The sequence below is a fragment of the Ruminococcus sp. 210702-SL.1.03 genome, from assembly GCF_020559915.1.
GTDB lineage: Bacteria > Bacillota > Clostridia > Oscillospirales > Ruminococcaceae > YE71.
Map to the genome: position 1 here is coordinate 14,189 of NZ_JAJCLZ010000014.1, position 18,161 is coordinate 32,349.

The 18,161-nt window shown below is 53.6% G+C and carries 15 protein-coding genes; 7 read left to right on the forward strand and 8 right to left on the reverse strand.

The genetic code is table 11. The features are described 5' to 3' along the window. The first annotated feature begins 16 nt into the window (after positions 1-16). Positions 17-1,702: a leucine-rich repeat domain-containing protein gene (locus tag LI114_RS08765; RefSeq protein WP_227220359.1), complete on the forward strand. Its 1,686-nt coding sequence runs from the start codon at positions 17-19 to the stop codon at positions 1,700-1,702. Positions 1,703-1,811: 109 nt separating this feature from the next. Here the strand turns inward: LI114_RS08765 and LI114_RS08770 are convergent, their stop codons facing one another. From LI114_RS08770 to LI114_RS08785, 4 genes are read right to left on the reverse strand one after another with little or no spacing between them, the layout of a single operon-like run. Beyond that, positions 1,812-2,657: a PP2C family protein-serine/threonine phosphatase gene (locus LI114_RS08770; protein WP_227220360.1), complete on the reverse strand. Its 846-nt coding sequence runs from the start codon at positions 2,655-2,657 to the stop codon at positions 1,812-1,814. A 24-nt stretch (positions 2,658-2,681) separates the two neighbouring features. Next, positions 2,682-3,512 carry an ABC transporter permease gene (locus LI114_RS08775; protein WP_227220361.1) on the reverse strand — a complete coding sequence of 277 codons (831 nt, stop codon included), beginning with the start codon at positions 3,510-3,512 and terminating at the stop codon, positions 2,682-2,684. Then, the gene (locus LI114_RS08780; RefSeq protein WP_227220362.1) at positions 3,505-5,055 is read right to left on the reverse strand and encodes an FHA domain-containing protein; all 1,551 of its coding nucleotides are present in this window, start codon (positions 5,053-5,055) and stop codon (positions 3,505-3,507) included. Before LI114_RS08780 ends, LI114_RS08775 begins: the two co-directional genes overlap by 8 nt. Further along, positions 4,985-6,499, reverse strand: a complete 1,515-nt coding sequence (locus LI114_RS08785; RefSeq protein ID WP_227220363.1) for a serine/threonine protein kinase — start codon at positions 6,497-6,499, stop codon at positions 4,985-4,987. Before LI114_RS08785 ends, LI114_RS08780 begins: the two co-directional genes overlap by 71 nt. Before the next feature lie 215 nt (positions 6,500-6,714). On the opposite strand from LI114_RS08785, the gene LI114_RS08790 reads away from it, so the two are divergent. Next, positions 6,715-8,046 (forward strand): MATE family efflux transporter, encoded by a 1,332-nt coding sequence (locus tag LI114_RS08790; protein ID WP_227220364.1) that lies wholly within the window; start codon positions 6,715-6,717, stop codon positions 8,044-8,046. After that, a complete protein-coding gene (locus LI114_RS08795; RefSeq protein ID WP_227220365.1) occupies positions 8,039-8,467 on the forward strand; it encodes a MarR family winged helix-turn-helix transcriptional regulator in 429 nt (142 codons plus the stop codon). Before LI114_RS08790 ends, LI114_RS08795 begins: the two co-directional genes overlap by 8 nt. A 245-nt stretch (positions 8,468-8,712) precedes the next feature. Here the strand turns inward: LI114_RS08795 and LI114_RS08800 are convergent, their stop codons facing one another. After that, positions 8,713-9,219, reverse strand: a complete 507-nt coding sequence (locus LI114_RS08800; protein WP_022126716.1) for a DUF2798 domain-containing protein — start codon at positions 9,217-9,219, stop codon at positions 8,713-8,715. 350 nt (positions 9,220-9,569) lie between these two features. On the opposite strand from LI114_RS08800, the gene LI114_RS08805 reads away from it, so the two are divergent. The 4 genes from LI114_RS08805 (at position 9,570) to LI114_RS08820 (ending at position 13,361) form a co-directional block, all read left to right on the forward strand. Next, positions 9,570-9,926 (forward strand): winged helix-turn-helix transcriptional regulator, encoded by a 357-nt coding sequence (locus LI114_RS08805; RefSeq protein WP_227220366.1) that lies wholly within the window; start codon positions 9,570-9,572, stop codon positions 9,924-9,926. Then, the gene (locus tag LI114_RS08810) at positions 9,923-11,086 is read left to right on the forward strand and encodes an SLC13 family permease (RefSeq protein WP_264468261.1); all 1,164 of its coding nucleotides are present in this window, start codon (positions 9,923-9,925) and stop codon (positions 11,084-11,086) included. Before LI114_RS08805 ends, LI114_RS08810 begins: the two co-directional genes overlap by 4 nt. Positions 11,087-11,100: 14 nt before the next feature. Further along, positions 11,101-11,826, forward strand: a complete 726-nt coding sequence (locus LI114_RS08815; protein ID WP_022126712.1) for a LytR/AlgR family response regulator transcription factor — start codon at positions 11,101-11,103, stop codon at positions 11,824-11,826. Between the two features lie 149 nt (positions 11,827-11,975). Further along, positions 11,976-13,361: an MATE family efflux transporter gene (locus LI114_RS08820; RefSeq protein WP_227220367.1), complete on the forward strand. Its 1,386-nt coding sequence runs from the start codon at positions 11,976-11,978 to the stop codon at positions 13,359-13,361. 110 nt (positions 13,362-13,471) lie between these two features. Here the strand turns inward: LI114_RS08820 and ptsP are convergent, their stop codons facing one another. The 3 genes from ptsP to LI114_RS08835 form a co-directional block, all read right to left on the reverse strand. Beyond that, entirely contained in the window at positions 13,472-15,106 is a 1,635-nt protein-coding gene (gene ptsP / locus LI114_RS08825) for a phosphoenolpyruvate--protein phosphotransferase (protein ID WP_227220368.1), read from the reverse strand. A 556-nt stretch (positions 15,107-15,662) separates the two neighbouring features. Further along, positions 15,663-15,920 carry an HPr family phosphocarrier protein gene (locus LI114_RS08830; RefSeq protein ID WP_022128121.1) on the reverse strand — a complete coding sequence of 86 codons (258 nt, stop codon included), beginning with the start codon at positions 15,918-15,920 and terminating at the stop codon, positions 15,663-15,665. 15 nt (positions 15,921-15,935) lie between these two features. Continuing rightward, the gene (locus tag LI114_RS08835) at positions 15,936-18,089 is read right to left on the reverse strand and encodes a PTS transporter subunit IIABC (protein ID WP_227220369.1); all 2,154 of its coding nucleotides are present in this window, start codon (positions 18,087-18,089) and stop codon (positions 15,936-15,938) included. Positions 18,090-18,161 lie beyond the last annotated feature (72 nt).

An 18,161-nucleotide genomic window follows, 5' to 3' on the forward strand; every position in this document is an offset into this window, starting at 1 on the left:
TAAGGAGATATGCACTATGAAAAAAATATTGGCTGCGGCGCTTGCCGTTACCCTTACTTTCGGCTCTTCTGCCGCCGTTTTTGCTGAGCCTGCGGCTTCGCCCGACCTGATCGACGCTTACGAAAGCCTTCTTTCTGACAGCGCAGATGACAGCTCGCTCGCGGACGATACTTCCACTGCTGCGGATACCGATGATTCTGCCGACTCTGCTGAAGATACCTCGTCCGAAACAGAGGAGAACAGCGCGGCTGATACTAAGTCTGCCGACGAAAGCGCCGCTGACGTGAACACCGCCGACATCACCGCTGAGGCAAGTGTGCCTAAGGGTCTGAAATATAAAGCCGACAACGACGGCAATATCACCATCACCGGCTTTAAGAGCAAGGCTAAGTCGCTCACCATTCCCGCTGAGATAGACGGCAAGCCCGTTACCGCTATAGGCGAGGCCGCTTTTCAGGAAAACACCACCCTCGAGAAAATAGTTATCCCCGAGGGCGTTGAGAGCATCGGCGATATGGCTTTCTACGCCTGCGAAAACCTCAGCGATATTACCATACCCTCTACCGTGCAGGACTTCGGCATGTTGGCTTTTCTCGAGAGCGCATGGCTGAACAATAAGGTCGCAGAAAACCAGTACGTTGTGGTAAACGATGTACTCGTAAGCGCAAACTACGTTGTCGGCACGGCTAAAGTACCAGATGGCGTAAAGCGCATAGGCAGCGGCGCATTCGCGGGCGCGCTGGTTTTCAGCGTCAAGATACCTGACAGCGTTACGAAGATAGATGATGGCGCTTTCATGCTCTGCATGGCGCTTTACCGCATAACCATACCCGCATCTGTTGAAAGCATAGGCGACGCGGCTTTCTCGATGTGCTTATCCCTCGAAAGCGTTGACATCAAGCCCGGCGTAAAGACCATTGGCGAAGCGGCGTTCGCCGCCACCTCGCTCAAGACCGTAAAGATACCAGAAAGCGTAGAGAGCGTCGGCAGCTCCGCATTCTCGCTCTGCGATTCGCTCAAGACCGTCATAATCTCTAAGAGCGTAAAGACCATCGGCACGGAAGCTTTCGCCGACTCGCCCGTAAAGAACATCTGGTACACCGGCAGCGCCGACGAGTGGAACGCCATAGAGGGCGATTTCAGAAAAGACATAAAGTCCGCAAAAATGCACTGCAACAAGCCCGAGAGCCTGCGCCTCATCTCCGAAGCGCGCATAAAACTTTCCAGCAGCAAGTACGTTTACGACGGCAAGACCAAGACCCCCGAAGTCCGCGCATACCTCGGCGGCAAAAAGCTCACACTAAATAAAGACTTCACCGTTTCTTACTCCAATAACAAGAATATAGGCATGGCGACCGTTACCGTAAAGGGCTGCGGCGAATACAGCGGAAGCTTCAGCAAAACTTTCAAAATATCCACCGCTAAGCAGAAGATAACCAAGATAAAGGCGGCTAAGGGCGGATTTACCGCAAAGTGGAAAAAGCAGAGCATGGCTGACGGCTACCAGCTCAAATACGCCAACAATTCCGACTTTGAGAACGGCAGATCGAAGTATGTAAAGACCAACAGCACGACCTCGCTGAGCGTAAGCAAGCTGAGATCGGGCAAGACATGTTTCGTAAAAGTACGCAGCTACACCACCGTAGGCGGCAAGAAGATATACGGCGACTGGTCTGACGTAAAGGTCATCACCACCAAGTAAACCGCAGATCATACACATTCGGCATAAATGCGAAAAGTGATTTTTAGGTACTGATATTAAGAAACGGGAGAAAGCCTTTTTGAAGCTTTCTCCCGTTTTTGGTGCTGTTTTACTTTATAAATCCCGCCGCCGCGCAGGTTATGTTGTCTATGCCGCCGTGCGCCAGCGCACTTTTTACAAGCTTTTTCGCGCAGCCGAGCGTTTCGCCCGACATTATCCGCGCTATCTCCTCCTGCGGACACATATCGTAAAGGCCGTCGCTGCAAAGCAGCAGCTTCATGCCGCGCTCGAGCTGTATAGGCTCGTAGGTCTGCGCCGTAAGCCCTCTGCCCTCTGCGTCTACGCCCAGAAAAAGCGTAAGCTTGTGGCTGTCGGGGCTGTTTTCCGCCTCCTCGAGCGTGTAGATGTTCGCCATGTACTTGCGCATAGCAAGCGTGTGGTCAAAGCTTATTTGGTCGATGTTCCCGCCCGCGCAGAGGTATATCCTGCTGTCGCCCAATGAAAAGGGGTAAGCCACCCCGCCGCGGATATACACAAGCGCAAAGGTAGTGCCGCCGCGATGAGAGCCGCTGTTTCCCAGCAGGCGGCATATCTCGCCGTTCACCTCCGCGACGTACTCGTTCACCGCGCCCTCGAGCCTTTCGGCGGGCAGGGTGTTGAGCTTTTCAAAAAGCGCCGCGCTGTGCACCGCAGCCGTTTCAGCCGCAAGGTCGCCGCAAGCCTCGCCGCCCATGCCGTCGCAGACTTCCAGCATAAAAGCCCCGCCCGTCATCTGCTCGCGGTAGGTAAGCGCGCTCTTCTCCCGCCGCCTGCGGTAGCCGTTCAGCGAAAAGCTGTCCTCGTTCACCGCGCGCACAAGCCCGCTGTGGGTGCTTATGCTTATATCAAATGTCATATTCGGCATGGCGAACGCCCGCTGTGCCTTTATTTTCAGTTCGTCTTTCTTCACTTTCATCTTGCCTAATCCCCCCTGCGCAAGTTAGGAGTCGTGGTTTCTTATTTTCAGGCTGAGTATGCTCACGACGTAGCAGACTGCGCTTATCAGCGCGCACATTCCCCACGCGCTCATGAGGTTGCCCGCAGTGTGGTCGTAGCAGTCCTCAGTTTCAAGCTTCACCACCTGCGGGAACACCTCGCTGAGTTTCAGCGGAAAAGCGTCGCTGTTTAGGTCGGCGGTGCTGCCAAAAGCGCTCATGCCCCACTTGCTGAAAGTTATGTAAGAGATCTTCTCGCTCCAGCCCGTAAGGTCGAAAAGCACGCCGCTCATTATTAGCTGCAATATCAGCACGAATGGCATTATCGTCATGGCGGTGGTGGGCGTGCCCGCTATCGAGCTTATCATTATGCCCATTATATCCGCGCCGAATGTGATGAGCAGTATAGTGATGAAATATTCCGCTATCGCGGGCATGATTATGCCTTCGCTGTTAAAGTCGATAAAAGCCGCGCATACCGCCGTCATTATCACCGACTGTATCAGGCAGATGATAAACTGCCAAAGCACGTTCGCCGTGACGTAAGCCGAGATCTTCATGCCAGAGCGGTACTCGGCGCGTATTATCTCGTGCTCTTTGCAGATATTTTGTATAGAGTTGAATATGCCTATCCATATCCCCGCCGAGGCTATCGAGAAAAAGCCCGATTTCGTAGCCTCGTAGGTAGTGAACATATCTTTTCCGACCACCAGCGCCACTATCAGCGAGATTATCGCCGCGAACACTACGAATTTCCAAAACTTCTCTTTCAGCGCTATTCGCCGTATCTTTTTGAAGTATATCGAGGTCTGCGCCGCGAATGATGCGTTATCCAATGTTCCTGCCCCCAGTCAGCATTTTGTATTTGCGGATGTATTCATCCGCCCTGCCCTTGCCGCCCTCGGCAGGCGGGTTTATCTCTATCATTATGTCCTGCAATCTGCTCACGCCAAAAAACGCCAGCGCGTTTTCCACGCTTCCGTAAAAGGCTAGGTGTCCCGCGCGGTCTACCGAGTTTCGCGCCAGCACTATCACCTTGGTGAAAAGGCTCTTTTTCACGCCGTCTATCACCTGCACTGCGTCGTCCGGCTCGTGGGTTATCACCATTACTATCTTGTTTTCCTGCGATATTTCTTTCAGTATCTCCATCTGCTGCGTGCGCGAAGCCGCGTCCAGTCCCGAGTCAGGCTCGTCGCAGATGAATACCTTCTGAAAGCCGACGAGCTGGTTCGCCACCGCCGCCTTTTTCTGCTGACCGCCGCTTAGCTGACCTATCAGCTTGTTTTGGTGCTCTTTTATGCCGACGTGTTCGAGTATATTATCCACCCTCTGCTCGCGCTTCTGCTTGGTGCAGCTGCCCAGCTTTATGCCCGCCGTATCCATCAGCGTGTTGCGCACGGTGTCGTTCTTGCGCAGGGTGAGGAACTGCGGCACCATGCCTATCTGCGATTTCATGTTCTTGAAATTTTTGTATAAGTCCTGCCCGTTTAGTATTATCCTGCCCTCAGCCTTGCTCTCGCCCAATATCGCGCGGATAAGCGTGGTCTTGCCCGCGCCCGAGCCGCCGAGTATAAGCACAAAGTCGCCGTTTTCAAACTCGGCGCGTATATCTTTCAGCAGGGTCTTTCTGCCGAAGTCTACTTTCTTCGCGCGTATATCCACCATCAGCGCCGAGCGCTCTTTTCCGCCGCCGTTATTGTAAAAAAGCCTGCCGTGGGTCATGACGAGCGTGGTGTTCGCTATGCGTATAACGTCGTTGTCGAAAAGCCGCGTCTGCCGCGAGATCTCTTCGCCGTTCACGCCCACGCCGTTGGTGCTGCCGTTATCCTCTATATACCAGCAGCCGCCCTCGTGCAGCATCATAGCGTGGCAGCGCGAAGCCATAAGGTCGCCCAGCCGCAGGGTGCAGTTCTCGCCCCTGCCGATGCTCAGCGCGTCCATGCGGCTAATATCCAGCGTGCTCCATTTCTCGTTCATATCAAAGCTCGTGCTGAAAACTATCAGCACCGCGTCGGGGTGCGGCGAATGAAGCTCGGCGTGGTCTATGCGGATAATATCGCCGTCTGAAAGGCGGTATGCGCGCGAGCCGCGGTCGTTGTACGGCGCTAGGCGCTCGCCGTTTATGTATGTGCCGTTGTAGCTGTTGTTGTCGATATAGTAATTCGCGCCGTCAGAGTCGTCGAATATAAATTCGCCGTGGCGGCGGCTGACTATCTGCGAGAGCAGACGTATATCGCAGTCTGCCTGCGGATAATCGCGCCCCAGCGTTTTATCTCCCGTAAGGGTCACCACCGTGGGCTTGCAGAGCTTATCTATTATCAGCAGCGAAGCCGTTTTCGCGGGCTTCGGTTTGTAGTAAATAGTACGGTTCGTATCCATCTTCAAAGCTTCCCTCATTCATATCGTATGTGTATTCGTACAGCTTAGCCTGCGCACCGCTCTCGCCGTCCTCCATATCCAGCACATAAAGCACCAGCAGCACCGTTATCGCCACCGTGAATATCGTGATGATCACCGAGAGCACTGCGAAAGGGCTGCGCTTTTGCTTTTTCGGCGCAGGCGCGGGGCGGTATGTTCCACGCGGCGGGTATGTGCCGTACTGCCCGTTCGGACGGTATGAATTGTTTGGTCTGTAAGAGCCGTACTGCCGCGGCGCGGGTCTTTGCCCCGTGGGATAACGCCCGCCGGGGTTAGGGTCATTCGCATTGCCGGCGCGATACTGCGGCGGGCGCTGCTGAGGTCTTGCAGGCGTGCGGCGGTTTATCACCGGCGAAACAGGCAAAACGTTTTGCGGACGGTTTTTCTGCTGCGCCCTCTGCGGCTCTTCGCCCTCGCCAGCGTAAACGGTAGCGTAAGCGTCCTTAGCGGCTGGCTTCGGCATTATCTTAGGCTGACAGCGGCTCTCGACCTTGCCGTTATTAAACGCTTCTATTATCTCGCCCGCGTCCTGAAAGCGGTCTTCGGGGCGGTAGGCGCAGCATTTCATAACTATCTCTTTCAGCAGCGCCGAGCCGTTTTTCGGCGGGGGGAATGCTTTTCCGTTCAGCCGCGCGAATATAGCGTCGTTCACCTGATTTTCCGTAAAGCTGCCCTCGGTCAGCGGCAGCATATTGTCATTCAGCAGGTAGTAGAGCGTTATGCCGTATGAGTAGATGTCGGCGGTATTGGCGTAGCGGCGGTTGGTGCGCTGAACGTTCCATACTTCGGGCGCTATGAAGGGCTGAGTGCCCGCGAGGGTAGAGCAGCTGCTCGATTCGCCCTGTTTCGATACGCCGAAATCCCCCAGCAGGTAATCGCCGTTTTCGTCGATGAATATGTTCTCTACCTTTACGTCGCGGTGGAGCATATTTATATCGTGCATAGCTTTCAGCGCGGCGGCTATCTGCGTGGCAAGCTTCTGCACCTGCGCGGTATCCAGCGCGCCGCTCCGCTTCATCTCGTCGGCAAGGGCGGTGTAGTAATTCATCTGTATCAGCACGTCGAAGCCGACAAGCTCGCCGTTATCGCCGCGAATATCTTTTATAGAGTCGGCTATGCAGTGAACGAGGTAGGGGTAGCCCTCGAGCTTGTGCATATTCTTTATCTCCTGCACCACGGCGCTGCGCCGCTGCTCTATATAGGTCTGCGTATCCACATTCTTCGGCTTCAGCGCGTCGTTTACTATTATAGGTATTATCTTTACCGCCGAGTAAGCTGTTTCGCCGTAAAAATCGCGCCGCAGCTTATACACTTTGCCGAAAGAGCCGCCGCCGATAAAGCTTTCTCTATACCAGTTTTCCCAAAGCGGCTCGTAAGAGCTGAGCCTTTCGCCAATATCCTGCATACTTCATTCTTCCCCTTTATTTGAGAATATTTGAGTTTCAATATATTATCTGTCTTATTATAGCATATTTTTTGACAAATTTCAACATGAGGTCATTACAAAAGGTGAGTTTTGAAAACATCATTGTAAAAAAATCATGAACGCGCTTGACTTTGCCGCTATTCCTGCTATAATAAGCAATGTACGATTTCGTACATAAAGGAGAGCATATCTATATGAAGATCAGATTATCAGATCATTTTACTTATTCGCGGCTGCTGCGCTTTACTCTGCCCTCTGTCGTGATGATGATATTCACCTCGATATACGGCGTGGTAGACGGCTTTTTCGTATCAAATTACGCAGGCTCTACCCAGTTTGCCGCCGTGAATTTTATCATGCCGTTCCTTATGGTATTCGGCGCGGTGGGCTTTATGGTCGGCGCGGGCGGCAGCGCGCTGGTATCTATGAAGCTGGGTCAGCAGCAGAAGGATAAGGCTAACGAGATATTCTCGCTGCTGATATACGCGCTGACAAGCGTGGGCGCGGTGTTCACCCTGCTGGGGATAGCGCTAATGCGCCCCGTAGCTCAGGCGCTCGGCGCGGACGCAGATATGCTCGGCTACTGCGTTACCTACGGCAGGATTATAATGCTGGCGCTCGTGCCATTCATGCTGCAAAACGTTTTCCAGAGCTTTTTCGTTACCGCCGAAAGGCCGCATTTTGGGCTGTACGTCACGATAGCGGCGGGCGTTTCAAATATGGTGCTCGACTGGTTTTTCCTCGCGGTGCTGCACAAAGGCGTTGCGGGCGCGGCGGCGGCTACCGCCATTAGCCAGTGCATCGGCGGGATCATACCTCTGATATATTTCATATCGCCAAACAGCAGCGATCTGCGCCTCGGCAAAACGCATTTCGACGGCAAAGCTTTGGCTAAGACCTGCACCAACGGCTCTTCGGAATTTATGACAAACGTTTCTATGTCGCTGGTAAATATGCTCTACAATTATCAGCTCATGCGGCTCACGGGCAAAAACGGCGTTTCGGCATACGGCGTTATAATGTACGTTAGCTTTATATTCGTAGGTATGTACGTCGGCTACTCGATAGGCACTGCGCCCGTTACCGGCTACCACTACGGCGCGAAAAATCATGACGAGCTGAAAAGCATACTGCGCAAAAGCCTGCGCATAATCGGCACGGCGGCGCTCGTCATCGCTATGATCGCGCAGCTTGCCGCGCCGCTTCTCGCGAAGATATTCGTCGGCTACGACCCCGAGCTTTACGCCATGACCGAGCAGGCTTTCCGCATATACTCGCTCTCGTTCCTGCTCTCGGGCTTCAATATCTACGCTTCGTCTTTCTTCACGGCGCTCAACAACGGTCTTATCTCGGCGCTTATATCTTTCGGCAGAACGCTTGTCTTTCAGATATTCAGCGTGCTTCTGCTGCCCGCTATATTCGGGCTTACGGGTGTTTGGTGCGCGATAGTGGTTGCGGAAGCGCTGGCGCTGGTGCTTTCGGCGACTTGTCTGATAAAGCTGAGGGGCAGGTACCACTATGCTTAAAGTCGAGATGAAGGAGATAAACAGTATAATCGGCACGGTGAACGGCATTTACCGCGAGGCTGCGCGAAAGCTCGGCGTGTCAGACAGCGAGCTGAACATACTCTACATGATATACGATCAGGGCGAGGGCTGCCGCCAAAGCACCATCTGCCGAATGACAAATCTGCCGCGCACCACGGTAAATTCATCGCTGCGGCGGCTGGAAAAGGCGGGAATGATCTACCTAAAGCAGGGCGAGGGGCGCAACACGCTGATATACCTGACCCCGCGCGGCAGCGAGCACATGAAGAGAACCGCCGAACGACTGGTAGCGGCGGAAAACGCTTTCTACACCCGCTGGACTGCTGAGGAGCGCGAGCAGTTCACGGCGCTGTACCGCCGCTTCGCGCAAGACCTCGCCGCCGAAGTGGAGAAGATATGAACAATGCAATTTATGAACAGCAGGTGAACAAGCCTGCTGTTTTCGCGTTATAAGCGCCAGTTTCGCCAAAAGCCTTGAAAAGCGGCGGGCGGTGTGGTAATATGATATTGGACAAAAGAAAGAGGTAAGATACCCCAATCTTAATAACAAAAAAGTCCCCCCTGTAAATGCAGAAAGAGCCGGCACGCTTTTATTACAGCGAATGCAGGCTCTTTTTGTATAGGCGTTATTCTGTACGGCAAATTTTAGGCGCGCTCGGCGGATACGGCTGATTCGGCCGGCTTGTCAGACTCGGCAGACTTTTTCTCAAAAAGCTTCATCAGATTTCTTACGGCGGGGCCGGCGTAGAATATCTGCCAGCAAAGCGCCATCGGGAAATTCTGCACTACTTTTTGCAGCCAAAGGGCTATCACCTGCTTGCCGGGGTGCATGAAAAGGCAGGTCGCGAGCAGGCTCATTATCGGGCACATCACGCATACTATCATAGAGGACATAGCGAGCGTTATCGCAATGGGGCTGCTCTGCGGCGTTACGAAGCGAAAAGCCAGCTTAGCGGCGGCGCGCTCCGCCACCAAAAGTTCTAATATCACGGCTGCGGGCCACATTATAGGTATCTCGTGAAAAGCCAGCAGGAATACGGCGTTGCTCATGCCGCCCTTATCCAGCGCTATATTGTAGCACACCATAGCGTACACCATCACGAAAGCCATTACGGCGGTGAATACGAAATTTCCGAGTTTACTTTTCTGCATAAAAAAATCTCCTTTACATTTCAATAGACTGCGAACAATTTTTTGTGTTGTTCGTTATCACGAATGTAAAAGAGAACCCTCGTGTGCGTTTCCAATAAGACCAGTAATCATTCAATTTTTTGCAGATATTATTTTATCACACTTTGCGGTATCTGTAAAGCCCCGCGGCGCGATTTCGTAGATTTTCATAAACCGCCGCGCCCCCGCGCGAAAAATTTTTGTCGCTTTTTCACGCTATTCTTGACAATCTGCCGAAAAACTGCTAAAATTATATCAAGCGTATAAAAAAGATACCAGCGCACTTTTAGAAACCATAAGCGTTGGCGTTAGATAGAAAGTAGGTACTTGATATGATAAACAGATCTGAACTGCCCGCCTGCCCCGTGGAAACTACCCTGCTGCTCATCGGTGATAAGTGGAAGGTGCTTATACTGCGCGACCTGCAAACGGGCACTAAGCGCTTCGGCGAGCTGAAACGCTCGGTGGGCGGAATATCGCAGAAGGTGCTGACCTCAAATCTGCGGGACATGGAGGATAACGGGCTGGTAACGCGCGAAGTATTCGCCGAAGTGCCGCCGCGCGTAGAGTACACCCTCACCCCGCTGGGCAAAAGTATGTCGCCGATACTGGAAGCTATGGCGAAATGGGGCGCGGCTTACAAAGCGGGCGTCGTAGGCGTCGCGGAAACGGCGGGCGAAGAAAATTGAGCGCTGTACTGAAAAAAGCTGCGGACTTCGCGCGGCGCGAAACGGTGCTGCTCGCGGCTATGGGGCTTGCGGCGGTATCGGCAGTATTCGTGCCGCCCAGCAGGGCTTACGCGGGGTACATCGACTTCCGCACGCTGGGGCTGCTGTTTTCGCTGATGGCGGTGACCGAGGGTTGCAGGCGAATGGGCATTTTCGAGAGGGCGGCGGGCTTGCTGACCCGCTCGGCACGCACGCATTTTCAGCTTGTGCTCGCGCTGACGGCGGCTTGCTTTTTCGCGAGCATGGCTATCACGAACGACGTTGCGCTGATAACCTTCGTTCCGCTGAGCCTTGCCGCGCTGAGCAGGCTCGAGGGCGGCGCGCGGCTGGCGATACCCGTTACCGTAATGCAGACCATCGCCGCGAACCTGGGCAGTATGCTCACCCCGATAGGAAATCCGCAAAATCTGTATCTCTACGGGCTTTCGGGTATGCGTGTCGGGGGATTTATAAAGCTTATGCTGCCGTACACCCTGCTGGCGGGGGCGATGCTCGCGGGGTGGGCGTATATGCTCTGCCGCAAAAGCGGCGCTCTCTCGGCGCTGCCCGCGCAGGATATGCCGACCGATAATAATACCGACAATACCGACCTGCCCGAGATACACCGCGGCAGGCTGGCTATGTACGCCGCGCTTTTCGCGCTATGCCTGCTGACCGTAGCGCGGGTACTGCCGTGGCAGGTCGCGGCTGCGGCGGCGCTGATATGCACCATATCCGCCGACCGCGCGGTGCTGAAAAACATCGACTGGAGCTTGCTGCTGACATTCTGCGGATTTTTCATCTTTATCGGCAACGTCAGCGCTGTACCTGCGTTCAGCGGCGCACTGCGCAGGTTCATCGGCGGGCGCGAGCTTTTTACAGCGGCGGCTGCGAGCCAGATAATAAGCAACGTGCCCTGCGCGATACTGCTCTCGGCCTTTACGGATAACGTCCGCGCGCTGATAGTCGGCACAAACATCGGCGGACTGGGCACGCTCATCGCCTCTATGGCGAGCCTTATCTCGTACAAGCAGATATGCCGCGAAAAGCCCGCTGAAAAGGGCAGATATCTAGCCTGCTTCACCGCCGCGAACGCGGTGTTCCTGCTTGCGATGGCTGTTTTGGCAATAATTCTTTGTTAGGAGAACCCAAGACCTTGAAAACGAACAAGATAGTGCTTTTAGACGACGACCCGAACTACATACGCCTTTTTGCCGAGGCTTACGCCGAAGCCGCGCCCGAGGGGGACGAGCTTGTAACTTTCGGCAGCGAGGACGTCTGCACCGAGTACATACGCCGCAATTACATGGATATTTCGGCGCTTTTTATCGACATCGAGCTTAAAAAGACCAACGGTATAGAGCTTGCCTCCTGCATAACCCACGCTTACCGCAGTATACCCGTGGTGTTTGTCAGCAGCTATGCCGAGAAATACTGTCAAGATATTTTTCTGCGCGATATTGACCTCACCCCCGCGGCTTTTATGACCAAGCCCGCCGACCCCGCCGCCGTGCGCAAAACGCTGGATAAACTGCGCGCCTTAGCCGATACCGAGCGCGAAACGCTGATGGTGAAAAGCGGAGGGCAGACCCTCTTCCTGCCCTCAGAGGAGATAATCTACATCGAAAGCAGCAACAAAACGCTCGTGATACACAGCGAGGGCGGCGACCTGCCGATAAACGGCAAGCTGGGCGAGCTGCTGCGCGACCTGCCGAAAAGCTTTTTGCAGTGCCACAAAAGCTACGCCGTAAACAGCGCCCGCATAATCTCATTCACCTCGCGCAGCGTTACGCTAACAGGCGGCGTGCGTCTGCCCGTCAGCCGCGGATTTTCTCAGGAATTTTCCCGCCGACTGGTAGCGCTGAAAGGCTTCGGCGGCTGATAGCAAATAACAGACCTATACACAATTGATTAAAAAATTCAGCATTGTTTTTTTGAAATTTTTGTGATATAATTGCTCTTACAAAAATAATAGCATGAAGAGAATAAGCGATGTAACTTTTTATAAGTTTGTAAGGGTGAGTAATGAAAATGAAAAAAGAAAAAAACGGCGCTAAGATAGATATGCTGAACGGCTCTATCTGGAACAAGCTGCCGCTTTTCGCGCTGCCCGTGGCTGCCACCGCCATACTGGAGCAGCTTTTTAATGCCTCAGACCTCGCGGTAGTGGGCAATTTCACGGGCGATAAGAGCACGATAGCGGTCGCGGCAGTGGGCGCGAACAGCCCCGTCATCGGGCTGATACTGAACCTTTTCATAGGCGTGGCGCTGGGCGCGAACGTAATAATCGCAAACGCCATCGGAAGCGGCGATGAAAAAACAGTACACAAGGCGGTGCATACCTCTATAATCGCGGCTCTGCTGGGCGGCGCGGTGATAGCACTGCTGGGCGAGCTTTCGGCAGGGTGGATAATGAACGCGCTGAATCTGCCCGCAGAGGTCTACCCATACGCCATGCAGTACCTGCGGATATACCTGCTGGGTATGCCCGTAATATTCCTCTACAACTTCGAGGCGGCGATATTCCGCAGCGTGGGCGACACACGTTCGCCGCTTATCGCGCTATTTTTCTCGGGACTGCTGAACGTAGCGCTGAACCTCTTTTTTGTAATAGTGCTGAAAATGACAGTCAGCGGAGTTGCGACCGCCACGGTAATCTCAAACCTTTTCAGCTCGGCTATACTTCTGCGAAAGCTTATCCGCAGCGACAAGATGATCAAAGTAGACCCGAAAAAGCTGCGCATACACCGCTCGGTATTTCTGCGAATAATGCGCATAGGCATGCCCGCGGGCCTGCAGGGCGCGGTATTCTCTTTCGCAAACATAGTGGTGCAGTCGGCTATAAACAGCCTGGGTACAGACGTTATAGCGGCTTCGAGCGCGGCTTTTAATCTCGAGATACTGGCTTACTACATAATAAACTCGTTCGCGCAGGCGTGCACGACCTTTGTCGGACAAAACTACGGCGCAAAGAAGATGCGCCGCTGCCGCCGCACGCTGGCGCTCAGTCTGGCGGAGGATACCGCCGCGGCAGCCCTCGCGATAGGCATAGTGCTCGCCGCCGGCAAGCCGCTGCTTTCGATATTCAACAGCGACCCCGCGGTAATCAGCATAGGCTATACGCGCCTTATCTACATATTCTCGGGCTACTTTTTCAGTATGCTGTACGAGGTGATGTCGGGCTATATGCGCGGCTTCGGAATTTCCTTCGTACCCGCCCTGCTGACCACCCTCGGCGTATGCGGAATACGCCTTACATGGATAAAGTTCGTATTCCCGACCAGCAGAACGTTTGAAACGATAATGACCGTCTACCCTATAAGCCTTGCGGCGACCGCCATGCTGATGATGCTGGCGCTGCTTTTCACCCGTCCCGCGCACAAATTCGAGCGTATGCACGGCACGAACGACGAGTGACCTACGACCCCACGCAAAAGCAAAAGACCTGCACCGTAAAAAGTGCAGGTCTTTGTTATTATGCTTTAGTTTTTGTCGGCGTGCTGCTTGTACCGCGATACGCGGGGCATTTATTTGCTGAGGTCGCACTTTCTCACCGCGTCGCGCACTTTGAGGACAAATGTCGGCGAAACGGAAAGCTCGTCTATGCCCATGCGCAGAAAAGTTTCGGTAAGGGTGGTATCTGCCGCAAGCTCGCCGCAAATGCCTATCCAAGCGCCGTTTTTGTGAGCGTTTTCGGCGGACATCTCTATCAGGCGAAGTATAGCCTCGTGGTGGGTATCGCAGAACTGCTCTATATCGGGGTTCTGGCGGTCGCAGGCGAGGGTATACTGGGTGAGGTCGTTTGTGCCGACGCTGAAAAAGTCCACCATAGGAGCGAGCTTATCGCTGATAACGGCGGCGGCGGGCGTTTCTATCATGATTCCCAGCTCTACGTTTTCGCTGTACTCTATACCCTGTTCTTTCAGCTCGGCCTTTACCTCGTCGCAGACGGCGAGCACGCGCTGAACCTCTGAAACGCTGGTTATCATGGGGAACATTATGCCCAGGTCGCCGTAAACGGAAGCGCGGTAGAGGGCGCGCAGCTGTGTCTTGAATATCTCGGGGCGGGTAAGGCAAATTCTTATAGCGCGGAAGCCGAGGGCGGGGTTTTCTTCTTTTTTCAGCCCGAAGTAATCCACCTGTTTATCCGCGCCTATATCCAGAGTACGGATTATGACTTTTTTGCCCGCCATGCTTTCGAGCACGCGTTTATATGCGTGGAACTGCTGTTCCTCGGTAGGGTAATCGGTATTTTCCAGATACAGAAATTCGCTGCGGAAAAGGCCTATGCCGCCTGCGTCGTTAAGAAGCACTGCACCGATATTATCCACGCCGCCTATATTGGCATAAATATTTATCTTTTTGCCATCAAGGGTAACGTTCTCCTTGCCCTTCAGGTCTTGGAGCAAGCGTTTTTTCTCCTCATCGGCGGCGCGTTTTTCCTCCATCTTTGCGAGGGTCTGTTCATCGGGGTCGAGGTATATCTCGCCTGTAAAGCCGTCTACGATAGCGGTATCGCCGTCGTTTATCTGCGCGAGAAACTCATCGCCCACGCCGATAACTGCGGGTATGTTCATATTACGCGCGAGTATCGCGGTATGTGAATTTGAAGAGCCGTGCGCGGTAACGAAAGCCAGCACCTTATCCTTATCGAGCGAGATAGTTTCGCTGGGGGCGAGGTCGTCGGCGCATACTATCATTTTATCGTTAGTTTCCGCGCCGTCAGCCGCCGCGCCTGTAAGGTTAGCGATCATCCTATTAGAAATATCCTTAACGTCGGCGGAGCGCGCCTGCATATACGGGTCGTCCATCGAGGCGAACATCTCGGCGAAGTTATCGGCGGTAAGGGCTACTGCGTACTCGGCGTTTACGCTCTGGCTGTCGATGATATTTTCTATCGACTCGTTATAATCGTCGTCTTCGAGCATCATCATGTGTATCTCGAAGATCTGCGCGTTAGTTTCGCCGACCTCTTTGAGCGCCTTTTCGTATATTTTCCGGAGCTGCTCAGCGGCGGCAGCCTTAGCCTGTGCTACCCTTTCCTTTTCCTTTTCGGTATCCTCAACGCGCACTCTCTTTATTGCCGCGTCGGGCTTTTTGAAAACTGATATTTTTCCGATAGCCACTGCGCCGTACACGCCTTTTCCGTTAAACTTTTTCATATCCGGTCAACTCCTTTTTATTTTTTGTGTTTTGTTGATTGCTGGGGGTGTGGGGATTTTGAGTTGGGGGCTTTTACTTTGTTCGTTCAAGGGCTTGCGCCCTTGAAGGGTTTTGTCTACGGGCGACGGACTAGGGGCAGCCCTCCCTTGCAGGGCATGCCCCTCTTGAAAATCAGTCCACCGGACTGATTTAGGAAATTCGGCGAAGCCGACTTTCCCATTCACCCTATGCGGAGCGCCCTTCGGTATGGGGAGTTTCGCCGTCTGCGGACGGCGACGATTGGGGCTTCTCGCCCCCCTCGACCCCCTCGGCAAAGCAGGAAACTCAGCTTTGCTGATTTCCACGCGCCTTGCAACCGCATTTTTGGATAGGCGACTCTCTTTCGTTTGGTAAGGGAAACAAAGTGGGAAGTTGGCGTAGCCAACTTCTCGGAAATCGGCGAAGCCGACTTTCCACGCGTCGTTGCATCCCGCGCTTTTTATATTCACGCCGTTCGTTTGTTCGTGCTCGGCGTTTCTGCCGCGTATTTTACTTTGTTTGGAAAGCCTGCTTTTCTTACAGATTTTCCTCAAAGAACTTCTTTATTTCCGCGATAGCGGCTTCCTCATCTGCGCCTTCGGCTTTCACCGTTACGGTATCGCCATGCTTCACGCCAAGCGCCATTACCGCCATCAGCTTCGTCAGCGCAGCCTCTTTCTCGCCTTTCGCGATCGTCACGCTGCTCTCAAAAGCTTTTGCCTTCTTCGCCAGCATTCCCGCAGGTCTTGCGTGTATGCCTATCTCGTCTGTGATTGTGTAGTTAAATTCTTTCATGTCGGTATCCTCCTGTTATTTCGTTATCTTTATAATATTTTCTCCCGCCGCGGTCTCGCCCTCTTTCAGCTGCTCTACCGCCGCGTAATCGTCCGTGTTGCATATCATCATCGGCGTGGTGACTTTATAGCCCGCCGCCTTTATCTGCTCAATATCGAATGTCAGCAGCAGGTCGCCTTTCTTTACTTCCTGCCCGTCGCTGACGTGCGCTTCAAAGTATTTTCCGCCAAGCTTTACGGTGTCTATTCCGACGTGCATCAGCACTTCCGCGCCGCCTGCCGACACCATGTTCACCGCGTGCTTTGTATCAAAAACGCTGTCTATCTTGCCGCCGCAGGGGGCGTAAAGTTTGCCCTCGCTAGGCTCTATCGCCGCGCCTTTGCCCAGTATTTCCTGCGAGAACACATCGTCCTCCACCTCGCTGAGCTTTATCGCCTTGCCGTTCATATGCGCGCCGATGATCTCGGTTTCCGCAGAAGCGTTTTGTGCGTTTTCCGACCTTTCAGCCTGCTTCTCTGAATTGTCCGCAGTATTATCCGCGCCGCCGAGAAGTTCTTCTGGGTGGTCGGAATACGGAGTATCTAAGAAGTCCTCAAGATTTGATTTTATTACCGAAACCTTAGGCCCGTAGATGACCTGCACGCCGCTGCCCTTGTGGATAACGCCGCTCGCGCCGCTTTCTTTCAGCGCCTTGTCGTCTACTTTATCAGAGTCCGCAACGGTGACTCTCAGGCGGGTAGCGCAGCAGTCGAGGTCGGAAATGTTAGTTTTTCCGCCAAGGCCGGTCAGTATCAGCGCGCTCACGATGTCCTCCGCTTTTGCGGCAACTGCGCCCGCGCCCTGCTTTTTATCCTGCATATCGGCACGGCGGTAAAGCTTCGGCTCTACGTCGTCAGCCTCTCTGCCGGGGGTCATGAGATTCAGTTTGGTTATCATGAAATAGAATACGAAGTAGTAAACCACCGCGTATATCAGACCTACCACAACTATCCATATCCAGTGCGTTTTAGCGTTGCCCTGAAGTATGCCGAAAAGGGTGAGGTCGATAGCGCCGCCAGAGAAGGTCATGCCTACGCCGACGTTAAGAATGTGCATCAGCATATAGGAAAGTCCTGCCAGTACGCAGTGTACGGCGTACATCGCGGGGGCTACAAAGAGGAACGTAAATTCCAGCGGCTCGGTTATGCCCGTTATCATAGAGGTCAGCGCGGCGGAAAGCAGCAGGCTGCCTACTACCTTTTTCTTTTCGGGGCGTGCGGCGCGGTACATTGCCAGCGCGGCGGCGGGCAGACCGAATATCATGAAGGGGAATTTGCCCGACATAAATCTTGTTGCCGATACCGAGAAAACATCGGTAGATTTTGAAGCCAGCTCGGCGAAGAAGATATTCTGCGCGCCCGTAACGGTATTGCCGTCTATCACCATCGAGCCGCCAAGCTCGGTCTGCCAGAAAGGCATATAGAAAACGTGGTGAAGTCCAAAAGGTATCAGCGCGCGCTCGAGTATTCCGTATATCCAAGTGCCTGCGTAACCCGAGCTGAGAACCAGTGCGCCGAGCTTTGAGATGCCTAGCTGCACTACCGGCCAGATGAAGAACATTCCGATGCCCACCAGCAGGTAAGCCACGGTGCAGACTATTGGCACAAAGCGCGTACCGCCGAAGAACGAGAGCACCTGCGGCAGCTCTACCTTATAAAAGCGGTTGTGCAGTGCCGCTACGCCGAGGCCTACGATTATACCGCCGAAAACGCCCATTTGCAGGGTGGTTATACCCAGCACCTGCGTTGTAGAGTTCGCCGCCATAGCTTCCACGCCGCCCTTTGCGTCTATCATAACGCTTATCGCGGTATTCATGACGAGGTAGGAGATCGCGCCGGAGAGCGCCGCTACCTCTTTTTCCTTTTTTGCCATGCCGATGGCAACGCCCATCGCGAAGAGCAGTGCGAGGTTATCGAATACCGCGCTGCCCGTCTTGCTCATGATGTCGAGCACGGTGTAAAGCACGCCGCCCTCGTAAATTACTTTGCCCAAATGATATGTTTCGATAGTGGTGGGGTTCGTAAAGGAGCTGCCTATTCCCAGCAGCAGACCCGCTACGGGCAGCAGCGCTATCGGCAGCATAAACGATCTGCCTACTCGCTGGAGCACCCCGAAGATCTTGTCTTTCATAAAGCTTATCCTCCATACAAATACATAAGTTTATTTAGTTGCAAGCCATAAAACACAATATTTAGGTACCGA

What these genes read in the sequence shown, in the direction of transcription:
- LI114_RS08765 (WP_227220359.1), top strand. Translation starts at nt 17, where the DNA reads ATGAAAAAAATATTGGCTGCGGCGCTTGCCGTTACCCTTACTTTCGGC.
- LI114_RS08770 (WP_227220360.1), bottom strand. Translation starts at nt 2,657, where the DNA reads ATGAAAGTGAAGAAAGACGAACTGAAAATAAAGGCACAGCGGGCGTTC.
- LI114_RS08780 (WP_227220362.1), bottom strand. Translation starts at nt 5,055, where the DNA reads ATGGATACGAACCGTACTATTTACTACAAACCGAAGCCCGCGAAAACG.
- LI114_RS08785 (WP_227220363.1), bottom strand. Translation starts at nt 6,499, where the DNA reads ATGCAGGATATTGGCGAAAGGCTCAGCTCTTACGAGCCGCTTTGGGAA.
- LI114_RS08790 (WP_227220364.1), top strand. Translation starts at nt 6,715, where the DNA reads ATGAAGATCAGATTATCAGATCATTTTACTTATTCGCGGCTGCTGCGC.
- LI114_RS08795 (WP_227220365.1), top strand. Translation starts at nt 8,039, where the DNA reads ATGCTTAAAGTCGAGATGAAGGAGATAAACAGTATAATCGGCACGGTG.
- LI114_RS08800 (WP_022126716.1), bottom strand. Translation starts at nt 9,219, where the DNA reads ATGCAGAAAAGTAAACTCGGAAATTTCGTATTCACCGCCGTAATGGCT.
- LI114_RS08805 (WP_227220366.1), top strand. Translation starts at nt 9,570, where the DNA reads ATGATAAACAGATCTGAACTGCCCGCCTGCCCCGTGGAAACTACCCTG.
- LI114_RS08820 (WP_227220367.1), top strand. Translation starts at nt 11,976, where the DNA reads ATGAAAAAAGAAAAAAACGGCGCTAAGATAGATATGCTGAACGGCTCT.
- ptsP (WP_227220368.1), bottom strand. Translation starts at nt 15,106, where the DNA reads ATGAAAAAGTTTAACGGAAAAGGCGTGTACGGCGCAGTGGCTATCGGA.
- LI114_RS08830 (WP_022128121.1), bottom strand. Translation starts at nt 15,920, where the DNA reads ATGAAAGAATTTAACTACACAATCACAGACGAGATAGGCATACACGCA.
- LI114_RS08835 (WP_227220369.1), bottom strand. Translation starts at nt 18,089, where the DNA reads ATGAAAGACAAGATCTTCGGGGTGCTCCAGCGAGTAGGCAGATCGTTT.